Source organism: Amycolatopsis orientalis, assembly GCF_000943515.2.
GTDB classification, from domain to species: domain Bacteria; phylum Actinomycetota; class Actinomycetes; order Mycobacteriales; family Pseudonocardiaceae; genus Amycolatopsis; species Amycolatopsis orientalis.
Map to the genome: position 1 here is coordinate 5,005,159 of NZ_CP016174.1, position 20,266 is coordinate 5,025,424.

General features: G+C 67.9%; 16 protein-coding genes and 1 pseudogene. 8 read left to right on the forward strand and 9 right to left on the reverse strand.

Annotation, left to right across the window (positions count from 1 at the left end; genetic code table 11):
• Nucleotides 1–186: 186 nt before the first annotated feature.
• Together hpaB and SD37_RS21920 are read right to left on the reverse strand one after the other, a co-directional pair.
• Complete coding sequence (hpaB, locus tag SD37_RS21915; RefSeq protein ID WP_044856482.1) at nt 187–1,647, reverse strand: 4-hydroxyphenylacetate 3-monooxygenase, oxygenase component; 1,461 nt, start codon at nt 1,645–1,647, stop codon at nt 187–189.
• Nucleotides 1,648–1,677: 30 nt separating this feature from the next.
• Entirely contained in the window at nt 1,678–2,226 is a 549-nt protein-coding gene (locus SD37_RS21920) for a flavin reductase family protein (protein ID WP_044856483.1), read from the reverse strand.
• A 59-nt stretch (nt 2,227–2,285) separates the two neighbouring features.
• On the opposite strand from SD37_RS21920, the gene SD37_RS21925 reads away from it, so the two are divergent.
• Entirely contained in the window at nt 2,286–2,975 is a 690-nt protein-coding gene (locus SD37_RS21925; RefSeq protein ID WP_044856484.1) for an IclR family transcriptional regulator, read from the forward strand.
• Between the two features lie 54 nt (nt 2,976–3,029).
• On the opposite strand, the gene SD37_RS21930 is transcribed toward SD37_RS21925, so the two are convergent.
• Nucleotides 3,030–4,406 carry an MFS transporter gene (locus SD37_RS21930; protein ID WP_044856485.1) on the reverse strand — a complete coding sequence of 459 codons (1,377 nt, stop codon included), beginning with the start codon at nt 4,404–4,406 and terminating at the stop codon, nt 3,030–3,032.
• Between the two features lie 92 nt (nt 4,407–4,498).
• Between SD37_RS21930 and SD37_RS21935 the strand changes: the two genes are divergently transcribed.
• Genes SD37_RS21935 through SD37_RS21960 form a run of 6 tightly spaced genes read left to right on the forward strand, consistent with a single transcriptional unit; the run spans nt 4,499 to nt 10,842 of the window.
• Nucleotides 4,499–5,986, forward strand: a complete 1,488-nt coding sequence (locus SD37_RS21935) for a fumarylacetoacetate hydrolase family protein (protein WP_044856486.1) — start codon at nt 4,499–4,501, stop codon at nt 5,984–5,986.
• On the forward strand, nt 5,968–6,639 hold the full coding sequence (locus SD37_RS21940; protein WP_044856487.1) for a GntR family transcriptional regulator: 672 nt from the start codon (nt 5,968–5,970) through the stop codon (nt 6,637–6,639). The genes SD37_RS21935 and SD37_RS21940 overlap by 19 nt, the downstream gene beginning before the upstream one ends.
• 13 nt (nt 6,640–6,652) lie before the next feature.
• Complete coding sequence (gene hpaE, locus SD37_RS21945) at nt 6,653–8,158, forward strand: 5-carboxymethyl-2-hydroxymuconate semialdehyde dehydrogenase (RefSeq protein ID WP_044856488.1); 1,506 nt, start codon at nt 6,653–6,655, stop codon at nt 8,156–8,158.
• Nucleotides 8,159–8,188: 30 nt separating this feature from the next.
• Complete coding sequence (hpaD, locus tag SD37_RS21950) at nt 8,189–9,283, forward strand: 3,4-dihydroxyphenylacetate 2,3-dioxygenase (RefSeq protein WP_044856489.1); 1,095 nt, start codon at nt 8,189–8,191, stop codon at nt 9,281–9,283.
• Nucleotides 9,284–9,292: 9 nt separating this feature from the next.
• On the forward strand, nt 9,293–10,078 hold the full coding sequence (gene hpaH, locus SD37_RS21955) for a 2-oxo-hept-4-ene-1,7-dioate hydratase (protein ID WP_044856490.1): 786 nt from the start codon (nt 9,293–9,295) through the stop codon (nt 10,076–10,078).
• Nucleotides 10,063–10,842, forward strand: a complete 780-nt coding sequence (locus SD37_RS21960) for an HpcH/HpaI aldolase family protein (protein ID WP_044856491.1) — start codon at nt 10,063–10,065, stop codon at nt 10,840–10,842. Before hpaH ends, SD37_RS21960 begins: the two co-directional genes overlap by 16 nt.
• Before the next feature lie 48 nt (nt 10,843–10,890).
• Here the strand turns inward: SD37_RS21960 and SD37_RS21965 are convergent, their stop codons facing one another.
• From SD37_RS21965 to SD37_RS21985, 6 genes and pseudogenes are all read right to left on the reverse strand, one after another.
• Nucleotides 10,891–12,375 (reverse strand): cellulase family glycosylhydrolase, encoded by a 1,485-nt coding sequence (locus SD37_RS21965; protein ID WP_167369600.1) that lies wholly within the window; start codon nt 12,373–12,375, stop codon nt 10,891–10,893.
• 47 nt (nt 12,376–12,422) lie between these two features.
• On the reverse strand, nt 12,423–15,323 hold the full coding sequence (locus tag SD37_RS21970) for a glycoside hydrolase family 48 protein (protein WP_044856492.1): 2,901 nt from the start codon (nt 15,321–15,323) through the stop codon (nt 12,423–12,425).
• 574 nt (nt 15,324–15,897) lie between these two features.
• A pseudogene (locus tag SD37_RS43865) lies at nt 15,898–16,039 on the reverse strand (HNH endonuclease); the annotation flags it as partial.
• 93 nt (nt 16,040–16,132) lie between these two features.
• The gene (locus SD37_RS21975; RefSeq protein WP_065912922.1) at nt 16,133–17,392 is read right to left on the reverse strand and encodes an HNH endonuclease signature motif containing protein; all 1,260 of its coding nucleotides are present in this window, start codon (nt 17,390–17,392) and stop codon (nt 16,133–16,135) included.
• A gap of 121 nt (nt 17,393–17,513) precedes the next feature.
• On the reverse strand, nt 17,514–18,890 hold the full coding sequence (locus SD37_RS21980; RefSeq protein ID WP_044856494.1) for an MFS transporter: 1,377 nt from the start codon (nt 18,888–18,890) through the stop codon (nt 17,514–17,516).
• 106 nt (nt 18,891–18,996) lie between these two features.
• Entirely contained in the window at nt 18,997–19,377 is a 381-nt protein-coding gene (locus SD37_RS21985) for a winged helix-turn-helix transcriptional regulator (protein WP_044856495.1), read from the reverse strand.
• A 194-nt stretch (nt 19,378–19,571) separates the two neighbouring features.
• Between SD37_RS21985 and SD37_RS21990 the strand changes: the two genes are divergently transcribed.
• Nucleotides 19,572–20,207, forward strand: coding sequence for a DsbA family oxidoreductase (locus SD37_RS21990; protein WP_044856530.1), 636 nt, complete (start codon nt 19,572–19,574; stop codon nt 20,205–20,207).
• Nucleotides 20,208–20,266: the final 59 nt, after the last annotated feature.

Here is a 20,266-nt window from a genome sequence, read left to right on the forward strand (position 1 = left end):
TAGCTCGAACGTCGCAACGCGCTCATCGCTTCGTGATAACGGAACTTTGGACAAATTCGGGACACATCATGGGCGAAAACACCGGCCGCCGGAAGAGTGGATCGTCGCCCCGGGCGCGCGCCCGGGGAATCGCCGATGAAATCGCGCGCGAACGGCGATCCATCGACGAAATCCGCGCCTTCTCTCCTAGTAGCCTTCCCGTGCCAGGAGTTCGCGCACGCGCTCCTGCAAGGCCTCGCGCGGGTACGCGTTCACCTGGGCGCCCGCCATCCGCACCGGGTCGCCGAAGAAGAAGTACTCATACAGCGACTCCCGCCCGGCGAAGCTCGAGACCGACGCGTCGAACGCCAGCTTGAACAGCCGCGCGCGGTCCTTGGCCGGCAGGGTGGCCGACTGGAGGTACACGTCGATGTCGGGACGCCCTTCCGCGTCGAAGTCCGCCTCCCCCGGCAGGGCCATCAGGCCGGACGCGGAGAACTTGCGGATGATCTCGGTCAGCCGCGGCGAAACCTTGGTGGGGTACCAGTTCCGGGCGGCGTTGAGGACCTCCCACTTCGGCAGGAAGACGCCGTCCTCGCTCACCGCGCCGTCGGCCTCGGCCGCGCGCAGCACAGCCTTCTCGATTTCGACGTAGGAGATCAGCTCCGAGAGATCCTGCTGGATGTGCTGGAATCCGCCGATGCCGATCGCGGCGGCTATCTCGCTGGCGAGCCCGAGGTAGAACTCGGTCTTGGCCAGCGTACGGGTGACGACCTGGTGGGTCATGAGGGCGCCCGCCCCGGTCTCGGAGTACCAGGCGTTGCACAGTTCCGGATGCCCGAGCAGGAAGACGCGCTCGTTCGGGACGAAGACGTCGTCGAACACCACGACCGCGTCCATCTCTTCGAAGCGCGAGGCGAGCGGCTCGTCGAAATGCGAACGGCCGTGGTGGAGTCCGGCGCGGCAGAAGTACTTCAGCCCGGGCGCGTCGTTCGGGACGGCGAAGGCGTAGGAGTACGGCGCGTCCTCGGGGGTGCCGCGCAGGACGGTCGACGGGAACACCAGGAGTTCGTCGGCGATCGGCGCGATCGTGGCGAGCATCCGGGCCCCGCGGACGACGATGCCGTCCGCCCGCTCCTCCACCACCTTGGCCGAAAGGTTGCCGCCACCCTGCTGGCTCCCCGAAACCGAACGGTTGACCTGCGGCGGGATCAGGGTGTGGGTCGCGAGAAGATCGTTCTCACGCGCCATCTCGTAGTACTTCTCGATACGTTCGCCGAAGACGGGATCCGCCTGTGAGAAGAACTTCTTCGCGGTCGAAAGCGCGGTGAGCGACGAGTTCATGTAGTCGCCGGTGCGGCCGAGGAACCCGTTGGAGTACCGCGCCCAGACGGAGAAGGCGGCGCGACGGCGCTTGAGGTCCTCCTCGGTGCGCGGCACGAGGAACGACGTCCCGACGCGCTCCCCCGTGGTCGGCGACTCGTAGGTCAGGACGTCGCGGTGCGCCGGATCGTGCTGGAGGTCGAACAGTTTCGCGTAGGTCAAGGCGTTGTTGCGGAACGCCGCGTGCTCGGCGACCTTCGAGGTCACCTTCTCGCCGTCGACGTACAGCTCCGGCGTCATCGCGTTGAGCTTGTCGAGGTACTGCTGTCCGGTGCGGGCTCCCATGTCGTGCTCCTTCTCGGGTGGACGTCATTGTCAGAACAGGGATTCGTGGCCTTGCGCGGATTCGTGGATCGTCGAGAACTGCCCGTCGACGAAACCCAGCGCGTCGCCGGAGCGGTAGTCGAACTCCCGCACCTCGCCGAGGAACAAGGTGTGGTCGCCACCGTCGTAAGCGGCCCACGGCGTGCAGTCGAACCAGCTGAGGACGCCGCCGAGCCGTGGCGCGTGCCCGCCTTCCACCCAGACCGGGCTGCCTTCCGGAGTCGGCCGTCCGGCGAAGTTCATCGCCAGCGCACGCTGTTCGGCGCCGAGGACGTTGACCGCGAACGGGCACCCTTCGAGCAGGTCGTGACTCTTCACGGTGCGCTGGATGGAAACGAGGACGAGCGGCGGATCCATCGAAACCGCGGTGAAGGAGTTCACCGTCAGCCCGTGCCGCTTCACCGTCCCGTCGGTCGTGGTGGCGTCGAAGGTCACCACCGCGACGCCCGTGGCGAACCGGCCGAGACAACCGCGGAAGAACTGCGCGGGAGGCCGGTAGAGGTTCGAACCCGGCGGAAAACTGAACTCGCGTGACATCATCGTCGGTTCCTGTTCTATAATCGAACAGACAGTTCAACTATCGAAATGGATCGTATACGATGGTTTCGGACTCCCGCAAGACCGCGAGTGCGTCCCAGACACTCAGCCGCGGCATCCGCGTCCTCGAAGTCCTTGCCGACGCCCAAGAAGCGCTCAGCGTCGACGAGATCGCCGAACGGCTCGGCGTGCACCGGTCGATCGCGTACCGGCTCATCCGCACACTCGAAGACCACGGTCTGGTGACCCGGGAGCCTGCCGGGAAATACGAACTGGGCGCGCGACTTGCCGCGCTCGCGGCGGGGATCAAACACGATCTGCAGGCCGCCGCGCTGCCCGAGCTGACCGCGGTCGCGAACGAACTCGGCATGACCTGTTTCGTAGCGGTGCTGGACCGCGAAGAGTGCGTGACCCTGGTCAGCGTGGAACCCCGGCACGCCGTCGCGTCCGTCGCGCAGCGCCCGGGGTCCAGGCACTCCTTCACCGCGGGCGCGCCTGGCCGCGCGATCCTTTCCCAGCTGCCGTCGGAAGACTGGCCGGTGGACGTGCGTGAAGTGGCCGCCCGCGGATACGCGGACAGCCATGGTGAGGTGATCGAGAACCTCAGCGCCGTCGCCGTGCCCCTCCCCCTGCGTGGGCACAACCCCGCCGCGCTCGCGGTGGTCTATCTGTCCAGCCCGCACACCCCCGCCGAACTCGCGGAGCGGCTCAAAGCGGCGGCGAAGGCCGTCCGTGACGCCCTCGGCGGATGAGCGTCTGGGAAGGGACGCTTCACGGACTGCAGAGGCGAGCAACCGCAGCGGCGTTCAGTGCTTCCCGAACCGAAGCGGGCTCACCGCCTGCTCGGTTTCGTGGTCCGGCCCGAGCGGGATTCCCGACCGGTCACGCAACAACAAGGTGGCGATCAGGCCGATTACCGTCATCCCCGCCAGGTAGACGGCGACGGACCACGAGGTACCGGTCGCCCCGACCAGCGCGGTGGCGATCGTGGGCGCGAACGCGCCACCGAGGATCGCGCCGAGCGCGTAGGAGATCGAAACACCGGAGAACCGGATCGAGGCGGGGAACAGCTCCGCGTAGAACGCCGCCTGCTGGCCGTAGGTGAACCCGAGCCCCACGCTGAGAATGACCAGACCCAAGGCCAGCAGCACGATGTTTCCGCTGTCCACCAGGGGGAAGAGCACCGCGACGCCGGCGAGTTGCGCGAACCAGCCCAGCACGTAGGTGCGCCGCCTGCCGATCCGGTCGGACACCGCGCCCGCCGCCCAGGTCGAGACCAGCCAGGTCGCCGCCGACGCGGTCACCGCCCACAGCACCGGACCGCGGTCGAGCCCGATCGGGCCCTTCGGGTTGGTCGCGTAGTTCTGGATGTAGCCACCGGTGGTCATGTAGCCGACGGCGTTGTTGCCCGCGAACACCAGCGCGGCCACCAGCACGAGCGCCGCGTGCTCACGGAACAGCCGCACGATCGGGGTCCGGGTCCGCTCGCGGCGTTCGGCGATCTCCCGGAAGACCGGGCTCTCCTCGACGCGGCGCCGGACGTAGTGCCCGACCAGGATCAGCCCGACGCTGAGCAGGAACGGGATCCGCCAGCCCCAGTCGAGGAACGCCTGGCCGGGGACGAGCAGGCTGGTCAGCGCCAGCACCCCGGAGGCGAGCAGCAGGCCGAGCGGGACGCCTATCTGTGGCGAGGCACCGAAGAGCCCCCGCCGGTTCGACGGCGCGTGCTCGACGGCCATCAGCACGGCGCCGCCCCATTCGCCGCCCGCCGAGACACCCTGCAGGACCCGCAGCAGGATCAGCAGGACCGGTGCGAGGACGCCGATCCGGTCGAAGGTGGGGAGTACGCCGATCAGCGTGGTCGCCGCGCCCATCAGGATCAGGGTGAGCACCAGGACCACGCGACGGCCGTACTTGTCGCCGAAATGCCCGGCGAGGAAGGCGCCGAGCGGGCGGAACAGGAAGCTCACGCCCACGGTCGCGAAGGAGACGAGGGTGCTGTTCGCCCCGAGGCCGGAGAAGAACAGCTTGCCGAAGACGAGACCGGCGGCGGACGCGTAGACGAAGAAGTCGTACCACTCGACCGTGGTGCCGACGACGGTCGCGAAGGCGACGCGACGCCGTTCGGCGGACGGTGGAGCGGTCCGACCGGAGGTGCGCTGATCCTGCGCTGGGTTCGACACGTGGACTCCTTTGTCGTCGGCCGCCTTGCCACTGTGGCACAGAATCATATACGTTATTAGATACGAAGCAAGGGTCGAGGATTCAGGGGAACATGGGCACATACGAGGCACCGGCGCCATCGGGACGCGGATCCGGTCCACTGGCGATCCAGCCGGGCAAGATCATCGCCGTCCATCTCAGCTACGCGTCACGGGCCGAGCAGCGCGGGCGGCGACCGGCGAACCCGTCGTACTTCTTCAAGCCGTCGAGCTCGCTCGGCACGTCCGGGGGCACCGTCGAACGCCCCGCCGGGACCGAATTGCTGGCCTTCGAAGGCGAGATCGCCCTGGTCATCGGCACCGCGGCCCGGTGGGTCAAACCGGAGCGGGCGTGGGACCACGTCGCCGCGGTCACCGCCGCGAACGACTTCGGCCTCTACGACCTGCGCGCCGCGGACAAGGGCTCCAACGTCCGGTCCAAGGGCGGCGACGGCTTCACCCCGCTCGGGCCGGGCCTCATCGACGCTCGCGACGTCGATCCCGCCGCCCTGCGCGTCCGCACCTGGGTGAACGGCGACCTGGTGCAGGAGGACACCACGGCCGGGCTGCTGTTCCCGTTGCGACAGTTCGTTTCCGACCTCTCCCAGCACTTCACGCTCGAACCCGGCGACGTCATCCTCACCGGCACCCCCGCCGGATCCTCCGTGGTCTCCCCCGGCGACGTCGTCGTGGTCGAAGTGGACGTTCCCGGCACCTCGGTCAGCAGCGGACGGCTCCACACCACCGTCACCCAGGGCATCCGGTCCTTTTCGGACATCGGCGGCCTGCCCGAGGTCGACGATAAGCAGCGCGCCGAAGCCTGGGGCATTCCCGTCGTCCCCGAGCAGGAGGAAGAGCCTGCTTCCGCGCTCGGCGAAGAACTCCGGGCCAAGCTGCTGCGCGCGCCCGTCGCGGGCCTGTCCGCCCAGCTGCGCAAGCGCGGGCTGAACAACGTCGCGATCGACGGCGTGCGCCCCAACATCCCCGGCTCGAAGATCGTCGGCACGGCACGGACCTTGCGTTTCGTCCCGAACCGCGAAGACCTCTTCAAATCCCACGGCGGCGGCTACAACGCGCAAAAGCGCCTGTTCGACTCGGTCAGCAGCGGCGAGGTGATCGTCATCGAGGCCCGGGGCGACGCGGGTTCCGGCACGCTCGGCGACATCCTGGCGATGCGGGCACGGTATCTCGGCGCGGCCGGCGTGGTCACCGACGGCGGCGTCCGCGACTTCGGCGCCGTGGCCGCGACCGGCCTCCCGGTGTTCTCCCAAGGCGCGCATCCCGCCGTCCTCGGCCGGAAGCACGTTCCGTGGGACACCGACGTCGCGGTCGCCTGCGGCGGGGCGACCGTCCTGCCCGGCGACATCATCGTCGGCGACGACGACGGCGTGATCGTCATCCCGCCGGAGCTGGCCGAAGAGGTCGTCGCGGCGACACTCGTCCAGGAGGACGAAGACGCCTGGATCGCGGAGCAGGTCGGACAGGGGCGCCCGATCGAGGGGCTCTTCCCGCTGAACCCGTTGTGGCGGGAAAGGTATGAGGCATGGCAGAAGAAACAGTGAAGACGGCCAGCAAGTCCGAACTCGCCTACGAGTGGCTGCGTGAGCGGATCGCCCGGCACGAGTACGGACCCGGCTACCGGCTCGTCCTCGCCGAGATCGCCGGCGCGCTCGACATGAGCGTCGTCCCGGTGCGCGAGGCGATCCGCCGTCTGGAGGCCGAACGGCTGGTGACCTTCGAGCGCAACGTCGGCGCGCGGGTGGCCATGGTGGACCAGAACGAATACGTCCACGCCATGCAGACCCTGGGTGTGGTCGAAGGTGTCGCCACCGCGCTGTCCGCGCCGGGACTGACCGAAGAGGACATCGCGAAGGCGCGCAGGGTGAACGAGCGCATGATCTCGCTGCTGGACCACTTCGACGCGCACGAGTTCACCGCGCTGAACCAGCAGTTCCACTCGCTGCTGTTCGCCTGCTGCCCCAATCCGCAGATCCTCGACCTGGTGCACCAGGGCTGGACCCGGCTGTCCGGACTGCGCGACTCCACCTTCGCGTTCGTCCCCGACCGCGCGCACCACTCGGTCGAAGAACACGAACAGATCCTCCGGCTGATCTCCGAGAAGGCCGACCCGCTCGACATCGAATTCGCCGCGCGCAATCACCGCTGGGCCACCATGCAGGCCTTTTTGGACGCTCGAGAGCGCGCGAACCGCTGACTGAGGAGGACTTTTGACCAGCACGACTCCCCGGCCGATCCCGGACGGTGTCCCCGAGCGGATCCGGCACTACATCGGCGGCGAACTCGTCGATTCGGCGGACGGCGCCGTCTTCGACGTGCTCGACCCGGTGACCAACGAGGTCTACGTGCGGGCCGCCGCCGGGAAGAAGGCCGACGTCGACCGCGCCGTCGCCGCCGCGCGGAAGGCGTTCACCGAGGGACCGTGGCCGAAGCTGCTGCCGCGCGAACGGTCGCGGGTGCTGAACCGGATCGCCGACCTCGTCGAGTCGCGGGACGAACGGCTGGCGGCGCTGGAGAGTTTCGACTCGGGCCTGCCGATCTCGCAGGCGCTGGGCCAGGCACGCCGGGCCGCGGAGAACTTCCGGTTCTTCGCCGATCTGATCGTCGCGCAGGCCGACGACGCCTACAAGGTGCCCGGCCGCCAGGTCAACTACGTCAATCGCAAGCCGATCGGTGTCGCCGGGCTGATCACGCCGTGGAACACGCCGTTCATGCTGGAGTCATGGAAGCTCGCCCCGGCGCTGGCGACCGGCAACACCGTGGTGCTCAAGCCCGCCGAGTTCACTCCGCTTTCGGCGTCGCTGTGGGCGGAGATCTTCGAGGAGGCCGGGCTCCCGCCGGGCGTGTTCAATCTCGTCAACGGATTCGGTGAGGACGCCGGCGACGCGCTCGTGAAGCATCCGGACGTCCCGCTGATCTCGTTCACCGGTGAGAGCCGCACCGGCAGCCTCATCTTCGGCAACGCCGCGCCGTTCCTCAAAGGACTGTCGATGGAACTGGGCGGCAAGTCGCCCGCCATCGTCTTCGCGGACGCCGATCTGGAGACCGCGATCGACGCGACCATCTTCGGCGTGTTCTCCCTCAACGGCGAACGCTGCACCGCGGGCAGCCGGATCCTGGTCGAACGCGCGATCTACGACGAGTTCGTCGAGCGGTACGCCGCACAGGCGAAACGCGTCGTCGTCGGTGACCCGGCGGACCCCGCGACCGAGGTCGGCGCGCTGGTGCACCCCGAGCACTACGGAAAGGTCATGAAGTACATCGAGATCGGCAAGACCGAGGGCAGGCTGGTCGCCGGCGGCGGCCGCCCGGACGGCTTCCCGACCGGGAACTACGTGGCGCCGACGGTGTTCGCCGACGTCAAACCGGACGCCCGGATCTTCCAGGAGGAGATCTTCGGCCCGGTCGTCGCGATCACGCCGTTCGAGGGCGAGGAAGAGGCGCTCGAACTCGCGAACAACACGAAATACGGTCTGGCCGCCTACGTCTGGACCAACGATCTCAAGCGGGCGCACAACTTCGCGCAGTCCGTCGAAGCCGGGATGGTCTGGCTCAACTCGAACAACGTCCGGGATCTGCGCACGCCGTTCGGCGGGGTCAAGGCGTCCGGACTGGGGCACGAGGGCGGGTACCGCTCGATCGATTTCTACACCGACCAGCAGGCGGTGCACATCAACCTCGGCGAGGTGCACAACCCCGCCTTCGGCAAGGGCTGACCCTTCCCTCCGTCCACAAAGGATTTCGCAATGAAGCCGATCCCCACCCCGTCCGCACCGCCGCCGGACGTCCTGCGCTGCGCGTACATGGAACTCGTCGTCACCGATCTCGCCCGCTCGCGCGCGTTCTACGCCGACGTCCTCGGCCTGACGGTGACCGAAGAGGACGAGACCACGATCAGCCTCCGCACGATCGACGAGTTCATCCACCACAACCTCGTGCTGCGCCAGGGCCCGGTCGCCGCGGTCGCCGCCTTCTCCTATCGGGTGCGGTCCCCGGAGGATCTCGACAAGGCCGTCGCTTTCTATACCGAACTGGGCTGCCGGGTCGAGCGCCGGGAGAACGGGTTCACCAGGGGCATCGGCGACTCGGTGCGCGTCCAGGACCCGCTCGGCTTCCCGCTCGAGTTCTTCCACGACGTCCAGCACGTCGAACGGCTCAGCTGGCGCTATGACCTGCACGTACCGGGCGCGCTGGTCCGGCTCGACCACTTCAACCAGGTCACCCCGGACGTCCCGCGCGCGGTCAAGCACTTGGAAGACCTGAACTTCCGTGTCACCGAGGACATCCAGGACGACCAGGGCGTCACCTACGCGGCGTGGATGCGCCGCAAGCCGACCGTGCACGACACCGCGATGACCGGCGGCGACGGCCCGCGGATGCACCACGTCGCGTTCGCCACGCACGAGAAGCACAACATCCTGTCCATCTGCGACAAACTCGGTTCGCTGCGGATGTCGGACCACATCGAACGCGGCCCCGGCAGGCACGGCGTCTCGAACGCCTTCTACCTCTACCTGCGCGATCCCGACGGGCACCGCGTCGAGATCTACACGCAGGACTACTACACCGGCGACCCGGACAACCCCGTCGTCACCTGGGACGTGCACGACAACCAGCGCCGGGACTGGTGGGGCACGCCGGTGGTCCCGTCGTGGTACACCGAGGCGTCCCTCGTGCTCGACCTCGACGGCAAACCGCAGCCGGTGGCCGCGAGGACCGAGGACAGCGAACTGGAGGTCACCATCGGCGCCGACGGCTTCTCCTACACCCGCAAGGGCGACGACGAAGGGGAACTACCGTCCTGGAAACAGGGCGAGTACAAACTCGGCAACCAGCTCTGAGGCGGGGACATGCTCGACCAGGAAACGATCACCGCGATCGCCGACGAACTGGCGGCCGCGGAGGAGGCCCGGGAAACGGTGCCGTTGCTGACGGCGCGCTATCCGGACATGACCGTCGAAGACTCCTACGCCGTGCAGAACGAATGGCGGCGCCGGGGTATCGCGGCGGGGCGCCGTCCGGTCGGCCGCAAGATCGGGCTGACCTCGAAGGTCATGCAGGCCGCCACCGGCATAACGGAACCCGACTACGGCGCGATCTTCGCGGACATGGTGTTCGAGAACGGTTCCGTCATCGAGCACGGCCGGTTCTCGAACGTGCGCATCGAGGTCGAGCTGGCCTTCGTGCTGCGTGATTCCCTCGCCGGACCGGACACCACGGTGTTCGACGTGCTGCGTGCGACCGAATACGTCGTGCCCGCGCTGGAGATCCTGTCCTCGCGGGTCGAGATGGCGGGACGGACCATTGTGGACACGATCAGCGACAACGCGGCCATGGGCGGGATGGTCTACGGCGGCAACCCGGTCGCGGTGGACGCCGTCGACCTCCGGTGGGTGTCGGCGCTGTTGTACCGCAACGAGACCATCGAGGAATCCGGCGTCGCGGCCGCGGTGCTGAACCATCCCGCGAACGGCGTCGCCTGGCTGGCGAACAAACTCGCGAAACACGGCGACCGGCTCGATCCGGGCGACATCGTGCTGGCCGGGTCGTTCACCCGGCCGATGTGGGTCCACCCCGGTGACACGGTGACCGCCGACTACCGGGACCTGGGGGCGATCACATGCCGCTTCGTCTAGCCCCGACGTTCCGCGCGCGACTGGCCGAGTCCGCCCGTCCGCTGATCGGCATGTGGGTCACCTCGGGCAGTCCGGTCGTCGCGGAGATCTGCGCGGGCTCCGGGCTCGGCTGGCTGCTCGTCGACACCGAACACTCCCCCGCCGGTCTGGAGACGGTGGAGTCGTTGCTGCGGACGATCGCCGCCTATCCGATCACGCCGATGGTGCGCGCGCCGTCCGGCGACCCCGTCGCTCTGAAGCAGCTGCTCGATCTCGGCGCGCAGAACGTGCTCGTCCCCATGGTCGACAGCGCGGAGCAGGCCGAGGCCGTCGTGCGTGCCGTCCGCTACCCGCCCCGGGGCGTACGCGGCGTCGGCAGTGCCCTCTCCCGGTCGGCACGATGGAACCGGGTCGAGGACTACCTCACCAAGGCGGACGAGTTCACCTCGCTGTTCGTGCAGATCGAGTCCACGGCCGGGGTGGCGGACGCGGCGAAGATCGCGGCTGTCGACGGCGTCGACGGCGTCTTCGTCGGCCCGTCCGATCTGGCCGCCTCGATGGGCCTGCTCGGACAGCAGACACATCCCGACGTCACCGCCGCCGTCCTCGGCACCTTCGAGGCCGTGCGGGCACAGGGAAAGCCGGTGGGCGTCAACGCCTTCGACCCTGCACAGGCCCAGCGCTACCTCGACGCCGGCGCCTCGTTCGTCCTCGTCGGTGCCGACGTCACGCTGCTCGCCCAGGGTTCGGAGGCCCTCGCCCGGCGCCATCCTCGGAACCCTTGACCGGGCGGTGGGTCGCCACGCCATCGGATCGCGGCGACCCACCGCGTTTCACCCTGCTGTGCAGGATGCCGTCCCCAACCGGAATTCCGACGGCGCCGGGGATGCCGCCCCGTTGGCCTGGAATCCGATAGTCACATTCGCCCCGGCCGCCAGCGACGGCGCCCACGCCGGAGCGGTCGCCGTCACCGTGCTGCCCTGCTGGGCCACCGTCGCGTTCCAGCCGCCGGTCACCTGCACACCGGACGGCACGGTCCAGGTCGCCGTCCAGTTCGCGATCGCGCCGGTTCCCGTGTTGGTCAGCCGGAGCGAGGCGGTGAAGCCGCCGTTCCAGGTGTTTTCGACCCGGTACGCCGCCGTGCACCCCGGTCGCGGCTCCTGCGTCCCACCGCCCGACGGCGGGATCAGGTACGGGCTCAGATACCCGTGCTTGACCGTGTTCACCGTGGTCCAGTCGTCGTTGAGGATGCCGCCGGTGTCCCCGGAGTTGGGATTCCAGGACCAGTAGGTGAAGTCCATTCCGGACGGTCCGGATCCCGAGTACCGCATCAGTTCCCGGAGCCAGACGCCGTCACGCGGATCCCGCAGCGTGGTGCCGAACTCGCCGAGCAGCACCGGCGCGATGTTCTCCTTCTCCAGATAGCCGAACCAGTGATCCCACAGCGCGGGCAGGTTCGCCGGGAAGGCCGGGTCGTCGAACCACGGCTGCGCGAACACCGAAGTGGCGTACTCGTGCGCCGAGTAGACCAGCTTTCCCGGTTTGCTCAGCCGGACGGGGAACTGCCGGGCACCGGAGAGGTTCCCGCCCCACCAGCCGCATTGCGGCGAACCGGTGCCGGCGACGCAGTCGACACCTTCGACGATGATCAGCCAATCCGGGTTGACCGCGAGGATCGCGTTACCGGCCCTCTCCGCCGCCAGCCGCCAGTCCACGGCCTGATCGCCGCAGCCCCAGCAGGCCCCGCCGCCGCCGGACACCGCATGCGGTTCGTTGTGCAGATCCGCACCGACCACGGTGGTGTTTCCCTTGTACCGGGCGGCGAGGGTCTTCCAGTCGTCGATCCAGCGTGATTCGGGATAGGCGGCGGTGTACCAGAGCGGCGACTGCCCGGCGCCGTCCGGGCGATGCCGGTCCAGGATCACCCGCATCCCGCGCGTCCCGGCCTCGGCGATCACCTTGTCGATGATCTGGATCCCGGAAAGGCCTGCCAGATCGGGGTTCTTCGTCAGATCGATGCTCGTGGGCGCCGAACCCGCGTCGAGCATCTGGTTGGAGTAAGGGATCCGGATGGTGTTGTAACCGAGGCCCGCCATCTGCGCGACCATGTCGCGGTAGTTACGGCTCCACAGGCCGTGGAAGGTGAAGTTCGCCGTCTCGGAACCGAACCAGTTGATGCCGGTCATCCGCACCGGATCGCCCTTGGCATCGACCAGTTGCGCGCCACGAGCGCTCCAATAGCCGGATCCCGTTCCCGCCGCGGATGCGGTCGGGCTCACCGCCGTGAAGGAGGCGAGCCCGACCAACGCGGCGATCAAGCACTTCAGTGTGCGTGAACGCCATGCTTTCACCGATGTCCTCCTGGTCAGCCGAAGAGTTGGACGTGCAGGGAGAACGCTGTCGCCACTTCGGCCTGCGCCCAGAACCGGTGGAAGGTGAAGGTCGGTGCCGCCCCACCGTCCAGATGGGCCTGGACCTTCGGCCATTGCGGATCGTTCTTGAAGAACGAGCGGATCGAAAGGAACGTGCTGTTCGCTCCGATGGCGTCCCCGTTCGGCATCTTCCCGGTCCAGCCCGGCGGCACGTAAGTACCTTCACCGGTGGTGGAGTTGTAGGCGTCGTCGAACCGGCCGTAGTCGCCGCGGGTCTCCGGCGTAGCGACCCCGAGCGTGTCGGTGTGCGCCAGCATCCCGTTCAGCAGCGCCTCACCCGTGCTCTTGGCGGCGGCGTTGCCGGACTTGGCCGCGTAGTTCAGCAGAACCTTCGCGTACGCGGCCGCGACCCCGACGTCCTGGTTGTGATTGAGCACCTTGACGTGCAGGCCCGTGTTGCCCGCGGGGTTCGCCGGGTTCCACGTTTCCGGCGCACCCGTCCATTCCAGGTCGGCCGGGATCTTGAAGTCCGCGCCGGTCGTGGTGTTGGCGATCGCCCACGGGACCCACTTGTCCAGGATCTTCTTCGCCCTGGCGTCGCCGGTCAGCTGGTACAGCGAAGCGACCCGTTCCAGGTTCCACACCTGGAAGCCGAACCAGCGGTTGCTCGGCGGGTCACGCCAGACCGGGTGCGCGTCGTAGAACATGCCGTAGAAGGTCGGCGTCCCCGCGGGCGGCGCGCCGTACTGGCCTTCCCAGCTGTTGGTGACGCCACCGGCGATCCCGCCTTCGTTCGCCTGCAGCCACTGCAGCACCTCGAGTTGGCGGTCCAGGCTCTTCGCCCAGTCCGCGGCACCCGTCGCCGAACGCGGTTTGAGCGCCGGGTCGTTGGCCAGCGCGTACGCCGCGAGCGGATTCTGGTAACCCTGGTGGCTCGCGCCGTCGCCGATACGCCAGGCCCAGCCCGCCGAGGTGTCGGTCGCGCCGCCCCAGGCGTAGTACCAGGACATCAGGTAATGCGCGCTGTCCTTGCCCGTTCCGGCCGGGCAACTCGGGCTCGCGCAGCCGCCGATCTTCTTGAAGTACTTGTCGAACATGGCGTACCGCAGGTAGTCGCCCATCTTCGACGCCTTCTTCACGACCGCGTCGACCTGCGTGCCCTTGCCCTGCGCCGTCGCCCACTTCTGGGCGAGGTAGGCGACCTGGACGGCCCGCGCGTCGGCGTCCGGCGCGTTGGTGTACTTCCACTGCCGCGCGTACGACGAGTCCTTGGTGAACAGGTCCAAGAACCCGTTCGGCCCACCGTGCTTGAACGTGTCGCACGACGGCTGCGGGATCGTCTCCCACACGGATTCCGAGGAACCGCGCTGGTAGGTGTTGATGTACGCCGGCGCGGTGCTGCTGCCGTCGCCGCACCGGCCGAAGCCGTAGGTGTTGTCGACGTCGAGCAGCCAGTGCATTCCGTAGATGTCGTCGGTACCGTAGGCCGTCTTCAATTCCGAGGCGATCGGGTCGGAACCGACCGAGACGCCGGAGTCGAGCTGGGACGGATAGCGGTCCATCCGGGGATGTTCGGGTGCGTACGTCGCCGGCTTGCTCGCGTTGTACTTGTCATTGGTGGGCTGGTCGGCGTGCGGCGGGATGATGTACTTCTCCAGCGACGCCCAGGCGGCGTTGAACGGGGCCCAATCACCCTGGATCTGGCCGTACGCGGCTTCGAGCCACAGGTAGTAGCTGAACGCCTCGGACGTCGTCTCGTGGCCGTGGTCCGGTGCTTCGACCAGCAGGGTCTCCACCGAGTGGTAGGGAACGAGCAGGTCGCCGAACCGCCGGAAGTAGCCGCTCGCCGGATCCTTGATCTTGTTGTACTGCGTCAGGAACGCGGTCTTGAACGCCGGCGTCGCCGGGTCCAGTTCGTTCACCGTCACGGTGGCCGCGTCATAACCGGCCGCGGTGGCGGAGAAGGTCGCCGAGGCGAGTGCTCCCCCGTTGGCGGCGGAGGTGATCGTGACCTTCTGCGCGACGTTCCAGTTCGCGGTCGTGAAGGTCAGCTGCGTCGGCGCGGCCGTGAGATCCGCACTGCCCGACGCCCGGGCGACCGTGACCGGGACGGTCGCCGACGGTGCGCTCGCCAGCGTCACATCCACTGTGGCCGACGTACCCTGTCTGACCGAGACGGTCGACGGGGTCGCGACGATCGTCGGCGCCGCGAGGACCCGGACCGCGATCGGCGAGGACACGGTGGACGCGCCCTTGTCGTCATAAGCCCTGGCGGCGACCGAATACTGCCCCGCCGCGGCCGGGGTCCAGCCGAGCTGGAACGGGGCCGAGGTGTCGGTGCCGAGCAGTTCGGTACCGGCGTAGAACTCGACCTTGCCGACCGTGCCATCGGGATCGTTCGCTTCCGCGGCGAGCGGGATGACCGTCGACAAGGGATGGCTGGAGTTGTTCGCCGGGCTCGTCAAGGCGACCGACGGCGCCCGGTTGGCTCCGGTACACGCCGTCCCGTTGACGGCGAAGTCCACCGGAGCCCGGTTCGCGGCCCCCTTGCTACCGTTGAACCCGAACTGGGCCGAACCGCCCACGGGGATCGTCCTGTTCCAGTCCACATTGCGGACCGAAACCGCGGCCCCGGTCTGGGTGAGGACGCCGTTCCACAGCTGGCTGATCCGCTGGCCGTCGGCGAACGTCCAGGTCAGATCCCAGCCGTTGATCGGCTCGGTGCCCGGGTTGCGGATGGTCACGGTGGCACCGAAACCCGTGTCCCATTCGTTGGTCACGCCGTACTCGGCCGTGCACGAAACCGCCGCCGCCGCGGGTTGCGCCGCGGTCATCAGCGCGACTGGGAGCAACACCGTCAGCAGTAAGGCGGGTAAGGCTCTTCTGGATCTCATGAATCCTCTCCTCTGGCCGGACGGGCGACTGGGAGCGCTCCCATGCAGGGTAGCCGGGCGGCTACGTTCTGGGAAGACACACTCCGCCGAACGGAGTCTTCTGTCCTTTGTGGATGATCAGGATCTTTGGGGCGAGGCGGCTTGCGATGGAGGGTGGGCGGAGTGGGTGATTAGTCGGCTAAACGCGAGGGTCGTGAGGTCGGACAGGGGGTGGCCTTGGTCAGGTGGGCCTGGGGCAATGAGGGCTTCACTCTGATCAACGCGACGCACGATCCCCGCTGTGAAACTTACAAATGGAAGGCATCAAGGGACGTGTCGCCTACTTGAGGACAGGTCGCGAAGGTCGATGGGCCGCCGCCTGTCCGGTGCCGGTTCTTTGGCCGCTCGGGAGTGGCGACTCGGATCGCGGATATTGAGGACCCTTCGTTGGCGTGGGTAACGCCCCCTGCGTTCGTCAGTGGCGGCGGATGGTCTGTGACGGTCGCCGGTGCGGCTGGCGCGGGCTCCTCGGGGGGATGCAGGGGTCAGGCGGAGGCGCTGTTGCGCGGGTTCTTCGTGACAGGGCCAGATACTGGGGGATGAACTCCGGTAGCCCATCTGCGGTCATGCGGACCCCCCCCAGTCGCCGTGGTGGGTCGGCCGGTGATGAAGGTGCAGCCGCGGTCGCGGATGTTGAGGGCTCGTCGTTGGCCTGGGGTGACGAGTCGTGTGAGCCTCGAGCATCTGCGGTGGGTCGTCTGTCTGCGGGCATGCCGAGGGACCCGTCGCCGGTGTGGCTGGCGCGGGCTCCTCGGATGATGCGGGGGGGCTTAAGCAACGGCGCGGTGCAGGGTGTTGCGCCGGGTTCGTCGTAGCGGGTCCAGGTATTGGGGTGGAATGAACTCAGGTAGCCCATCGGCTGCCATGCGGACTTGCCAGTCGCCGTGGTGGATCAGCCGGTGGTGGAAACCGCACAGCAACGTGAGGTTCCGCAGGTCAGTCGGTCCGCCGTCTGCCCAGTGCTCAATGTGGTGGGCGTGGCAGTTCTTCGGCCGCCGATGACAACCCGGGAACGCGCAGCCCCCGTCCCGGATGTTCAACGCCCGTCGCTGGCCAGGCGTGACGAACCGTCTCAGACGCCCCACATCCAGCGGCTCACCAGCAGCGTTCAGCACCACCGGCAACATCAGACAGTCACACGCTGCCATTCGAGCCTCGCGAGCCGTCATCGTCCCGACAAAATCCACACACGCCGTCCCAAGCCCGGACTTCAACTCGTCGAGGCCGATGGTGACGTGCACCAGCGTCCGGTAACCGGAGGTCCCCGGCTGGTCGGGGCAGGCGATCGCGAGGTCGACCAGGTCGACCCACGCATCACCGAGACGTTCGGGTCTGGTGCGCAGATCGGCTTGCCCGAATTCGTCGACCGGCCGTGGCGCGGCGTGGGCCTCGAGGGCGGCGGCGGTTCGGGCACCGGCTTCGTCGTCGAGGAGCCCGTTCAGTTTCCAGAACCCGTCTTTGCGGCGTTCCAATGTCAACTCGCGACGCGGCTGCTTCGACTCAGGCTCCTTCGGCTCGGCCCCGTCAGGGTCGAGCCAGCCGAGTAGGTTCTCCTCGGCTTCGGCCAGCTGCCGGGGACCGGCGTGCCGGGCCAGGTCGGCCAGGGTCTTCTCCGCGTGCTCCCGGTCCTCTGCTGACGTGTCGAGCGGCAAGCTGGCCAGGAAGTCCAGAATCTGCTGGATTCGTTCGTCCCCGACCGCCCCCTCCGCGGCCACGGCCGCCGTCGCGGGCGCAGAAGGCGGAAGCTCGGTCCCATCCAAAGCCCGGCTCGGGTTCAGCGCGATCGCCCGATTCACCACCGGACGCGCCTCACCGAACGACACCCCCGCCACATCGGCGAACCATTTGGCCGTCGAACCATACCCGTACAAGTCTTTCGCGCCCCGAGACTCGATCTCCGCCAAATACCGGCCCAACCCGGCGGTAGCGACCCTGATCACCCGCAGGAACTGTTGCACGCCATGAGCAAGCTCCAGCTTGCCAGCGCGCCACAACTCCTGCGGCAACTCGGGAAGGATCGTCTCGGACACACCTCAATAATACCAAAGAAATTCGAACACGTGTTCGTATTACTACTAGTGGGTGACACATCAGATTAAGTCCAGGCAATTCAGGCCACGTTCATCAGGCCGATTCACGACTTCACCCAATTCAAGCCGCGTTCATCGCCCCAGATTCCCGAGGAGCAGCCAAAACCACCGGCAACCGCACCGCCGCAACCACACCGGCCGCGGCCACAACACCGATAAACCCGTAAACAACTCCAAACGCCAGCCTCGGACTTGATTCGAGGCCCGCCAGAATCGCACCGGTCACCGCCACTCCCGCCACCGCGCCCACCTGCCGCACGGTATTGAACAGACCCGAGGCGCTGCCCGCCTCGTCCTGCTCCACCGAAGCCATCGCGACGGCGGAAAGCGGCGACCACGCCAGGGCGTTGGCGGCCCCCAGGATCGCGGCACCGGGAAGGATCCACCACGGACTCAGGTTCAGCACGACCACCAAGCCGATCAGCACAAGGCTCACCGTGAGCAGACTCATGCCGAGTACCGCCGGCCGTCGAGCCCCCACGCGGTCGGCCCATCGGCCTGCCGGGGGCGACAACACGATCGCCACGAGTGCGTCCGGCGACAGGACCATGGCGGCTTCGATCGGGCCGAAGCCTCGCGCCTGTTGGGTGTAGAGCATGGTCGGCAGGGCCATGGCGAGTACCGTCGCGCCGAGGGACGCCATCGCGAGGCTCGCCGACAGGTAGCCGGACGAGCGATAGAGCCACAGCGGCGCGAGAACCTCCGCGCGGCTGCGAAGGCGGTATAGACGGTAGAAGACGAGAAGCAGCACCACGGCCAGAGCGATGGCGGCGAAGATCATCGACGCCGAGAGCGTGCGCCAGGACAACAGGGCCCAGACGAGAAGGCTCAAGCCCGCGGTGCTCAACGCGGCACCAACGAGATCGAAACGGGCCGGGCTCCCCTGACTTCCCGGGATCAGACGGATCCCCATCACGACGGCGATCACGCAGAACGGCACGTTGACCCAGAAGATCCAGCGCCAGTCCAGGCTCGCGGTCAGCAAACCGCCGAGGATGGGCCCGAGCAGCGTGGCCGCGGCGGCGACCGAACCCCAGATGCCGAAGGCGCGACCACGTTCGTCGTCGGCGAAGAGCCGCCGGATCAGCGTGAGCGGTTGCGGGGACATCGCCGCGGCCGCGAGTCCTTGCAGGACACGGAAAGCGATGAGCCAGCCGATCGACGGCGCGAGTCCGCACAGCACGGAGGCGACCGCGAAACCGCCCATGCCGAAGAGGTAGACCCGCTTCGGGTCGAAGAGGTCACCAAGCCGTCCGGCGACGAGCAGCGGGACCGAGAACGCCAGCAGATAGCCGGCCGTCACCCAGAACAGCCCGGCGACGTCGCCGCCGAGGTCCGCTTGGATGCTCGGGCTCGCCACGGCGACGATCGTCGTATCGAGCAGGAGCACGAAGAAGCCCGCGAGCAGGGCCGCGAGTCCTCCCCACTTGGAGGTCACGCGGTCACCCCGTCCACCCTGAGCGTTTCGTCCTCTCAATGCGGTGGTTCGCACACCGAACCACCGCATTGAGAGGACGAACCGCGGGGCATTCGCGGGAGAACCGTCAACCGGCCGAATCGTGCCGCTCCCGCGCCGCGAGGATGTCGTCCCGATGCGTGTTCGCCCAGGTGTCCAGCGCACTCAGCGGGACGAGCAGCGTCCGGCCGAGTTCGGTGAGCGAGTAGTCGACTCGCGGCGGCACCGTCGCGTACGGCGTCCGCGTCACCAGCCCGTCCCGGACCAGGGCGCGCAGCGTCAGGGTCAGCATCCGCTGGCTGATCCCCTCGATCCCCCGGTGCAGTTCGCCGAACCGGAAGGTCCGTTTGCCGAGCAACACCACGATGAGGACGCTCCACTTGTCACCGATCAGGTCGAGGATTTCGCGGGTCGGGCAGTCGTGGTCGGCGGGTACGGGCATGGGCACATCGATGTGCGTAGCTGACATGGAAGTGCCTCCTTACCGGCGCGCCCCATACTGGCGTAGGTTGAGGTTACGAACAAGAAGTAACCAACGGAAGTGGTCATGACCGCCCCTGCTGAACAAGAACCGCTCGAACGACCAGAGCCCGCCGAACCGAACCTGATCGTCCTCGGCGCCGAGGACGCGCCGACCTGCACGGACGGGGTGTGCTCGTGGTGATGTCCATCGACGTCTGGTCCGACGTCGTCTGCCCGTGGTGCTACATCGGCAAACGCCGGATGGAGACCGCGCTCGGCCGATTCGGGCACGCCGCCGAGGTCGAGGTGCGCTGGCACAGTTTCCAGCTCGATTCCTCGCACCCCCGGGGACACCGCGAGCCGGTGCGGGACATGCTCGCCAAGAAGATGGGCGCGCCGCCCGAGCAGGTCAAGGCGATGACGCGCCAGGTCACCGAACTCGCCGCCGCGGAGGGGCTGACCTATGACCTCGACAACGCCGTGTCGGTCAACACCCTCGACGCCCACCGCCTCACCCATCTCGCCGATCAGCACGGACTCGGCGATCGAATGCACGAGCGGCTGCTCAAGGCGCACCTCTGTGACGGCGAGATCGTCGACGATCTCGACACGCTGGTCCGGCTCGGCGCCGAGGTCGGTGTCCCCGAGGACGAGGCGCGCGAGGTGCTGGAGGGCACGAAGTTCGCAGGCGAGGTCGACGCGGATTTCGCCGAGGCCCGCAGGATCGGCGTCAACGGGGTCCCGTTCTTCGTACTGAACGGCGCTTATGGCGTTTCCGGCGCGCAGTCCGTGGTCACGTTCCTTTCCGCGCTGGAAAAGGCACACCGATCACGATAGAGCCACAGAACCCGTCCATCGTAACAACGTCCGTCCGCCCCGCGAGTGGTAAGCCGATG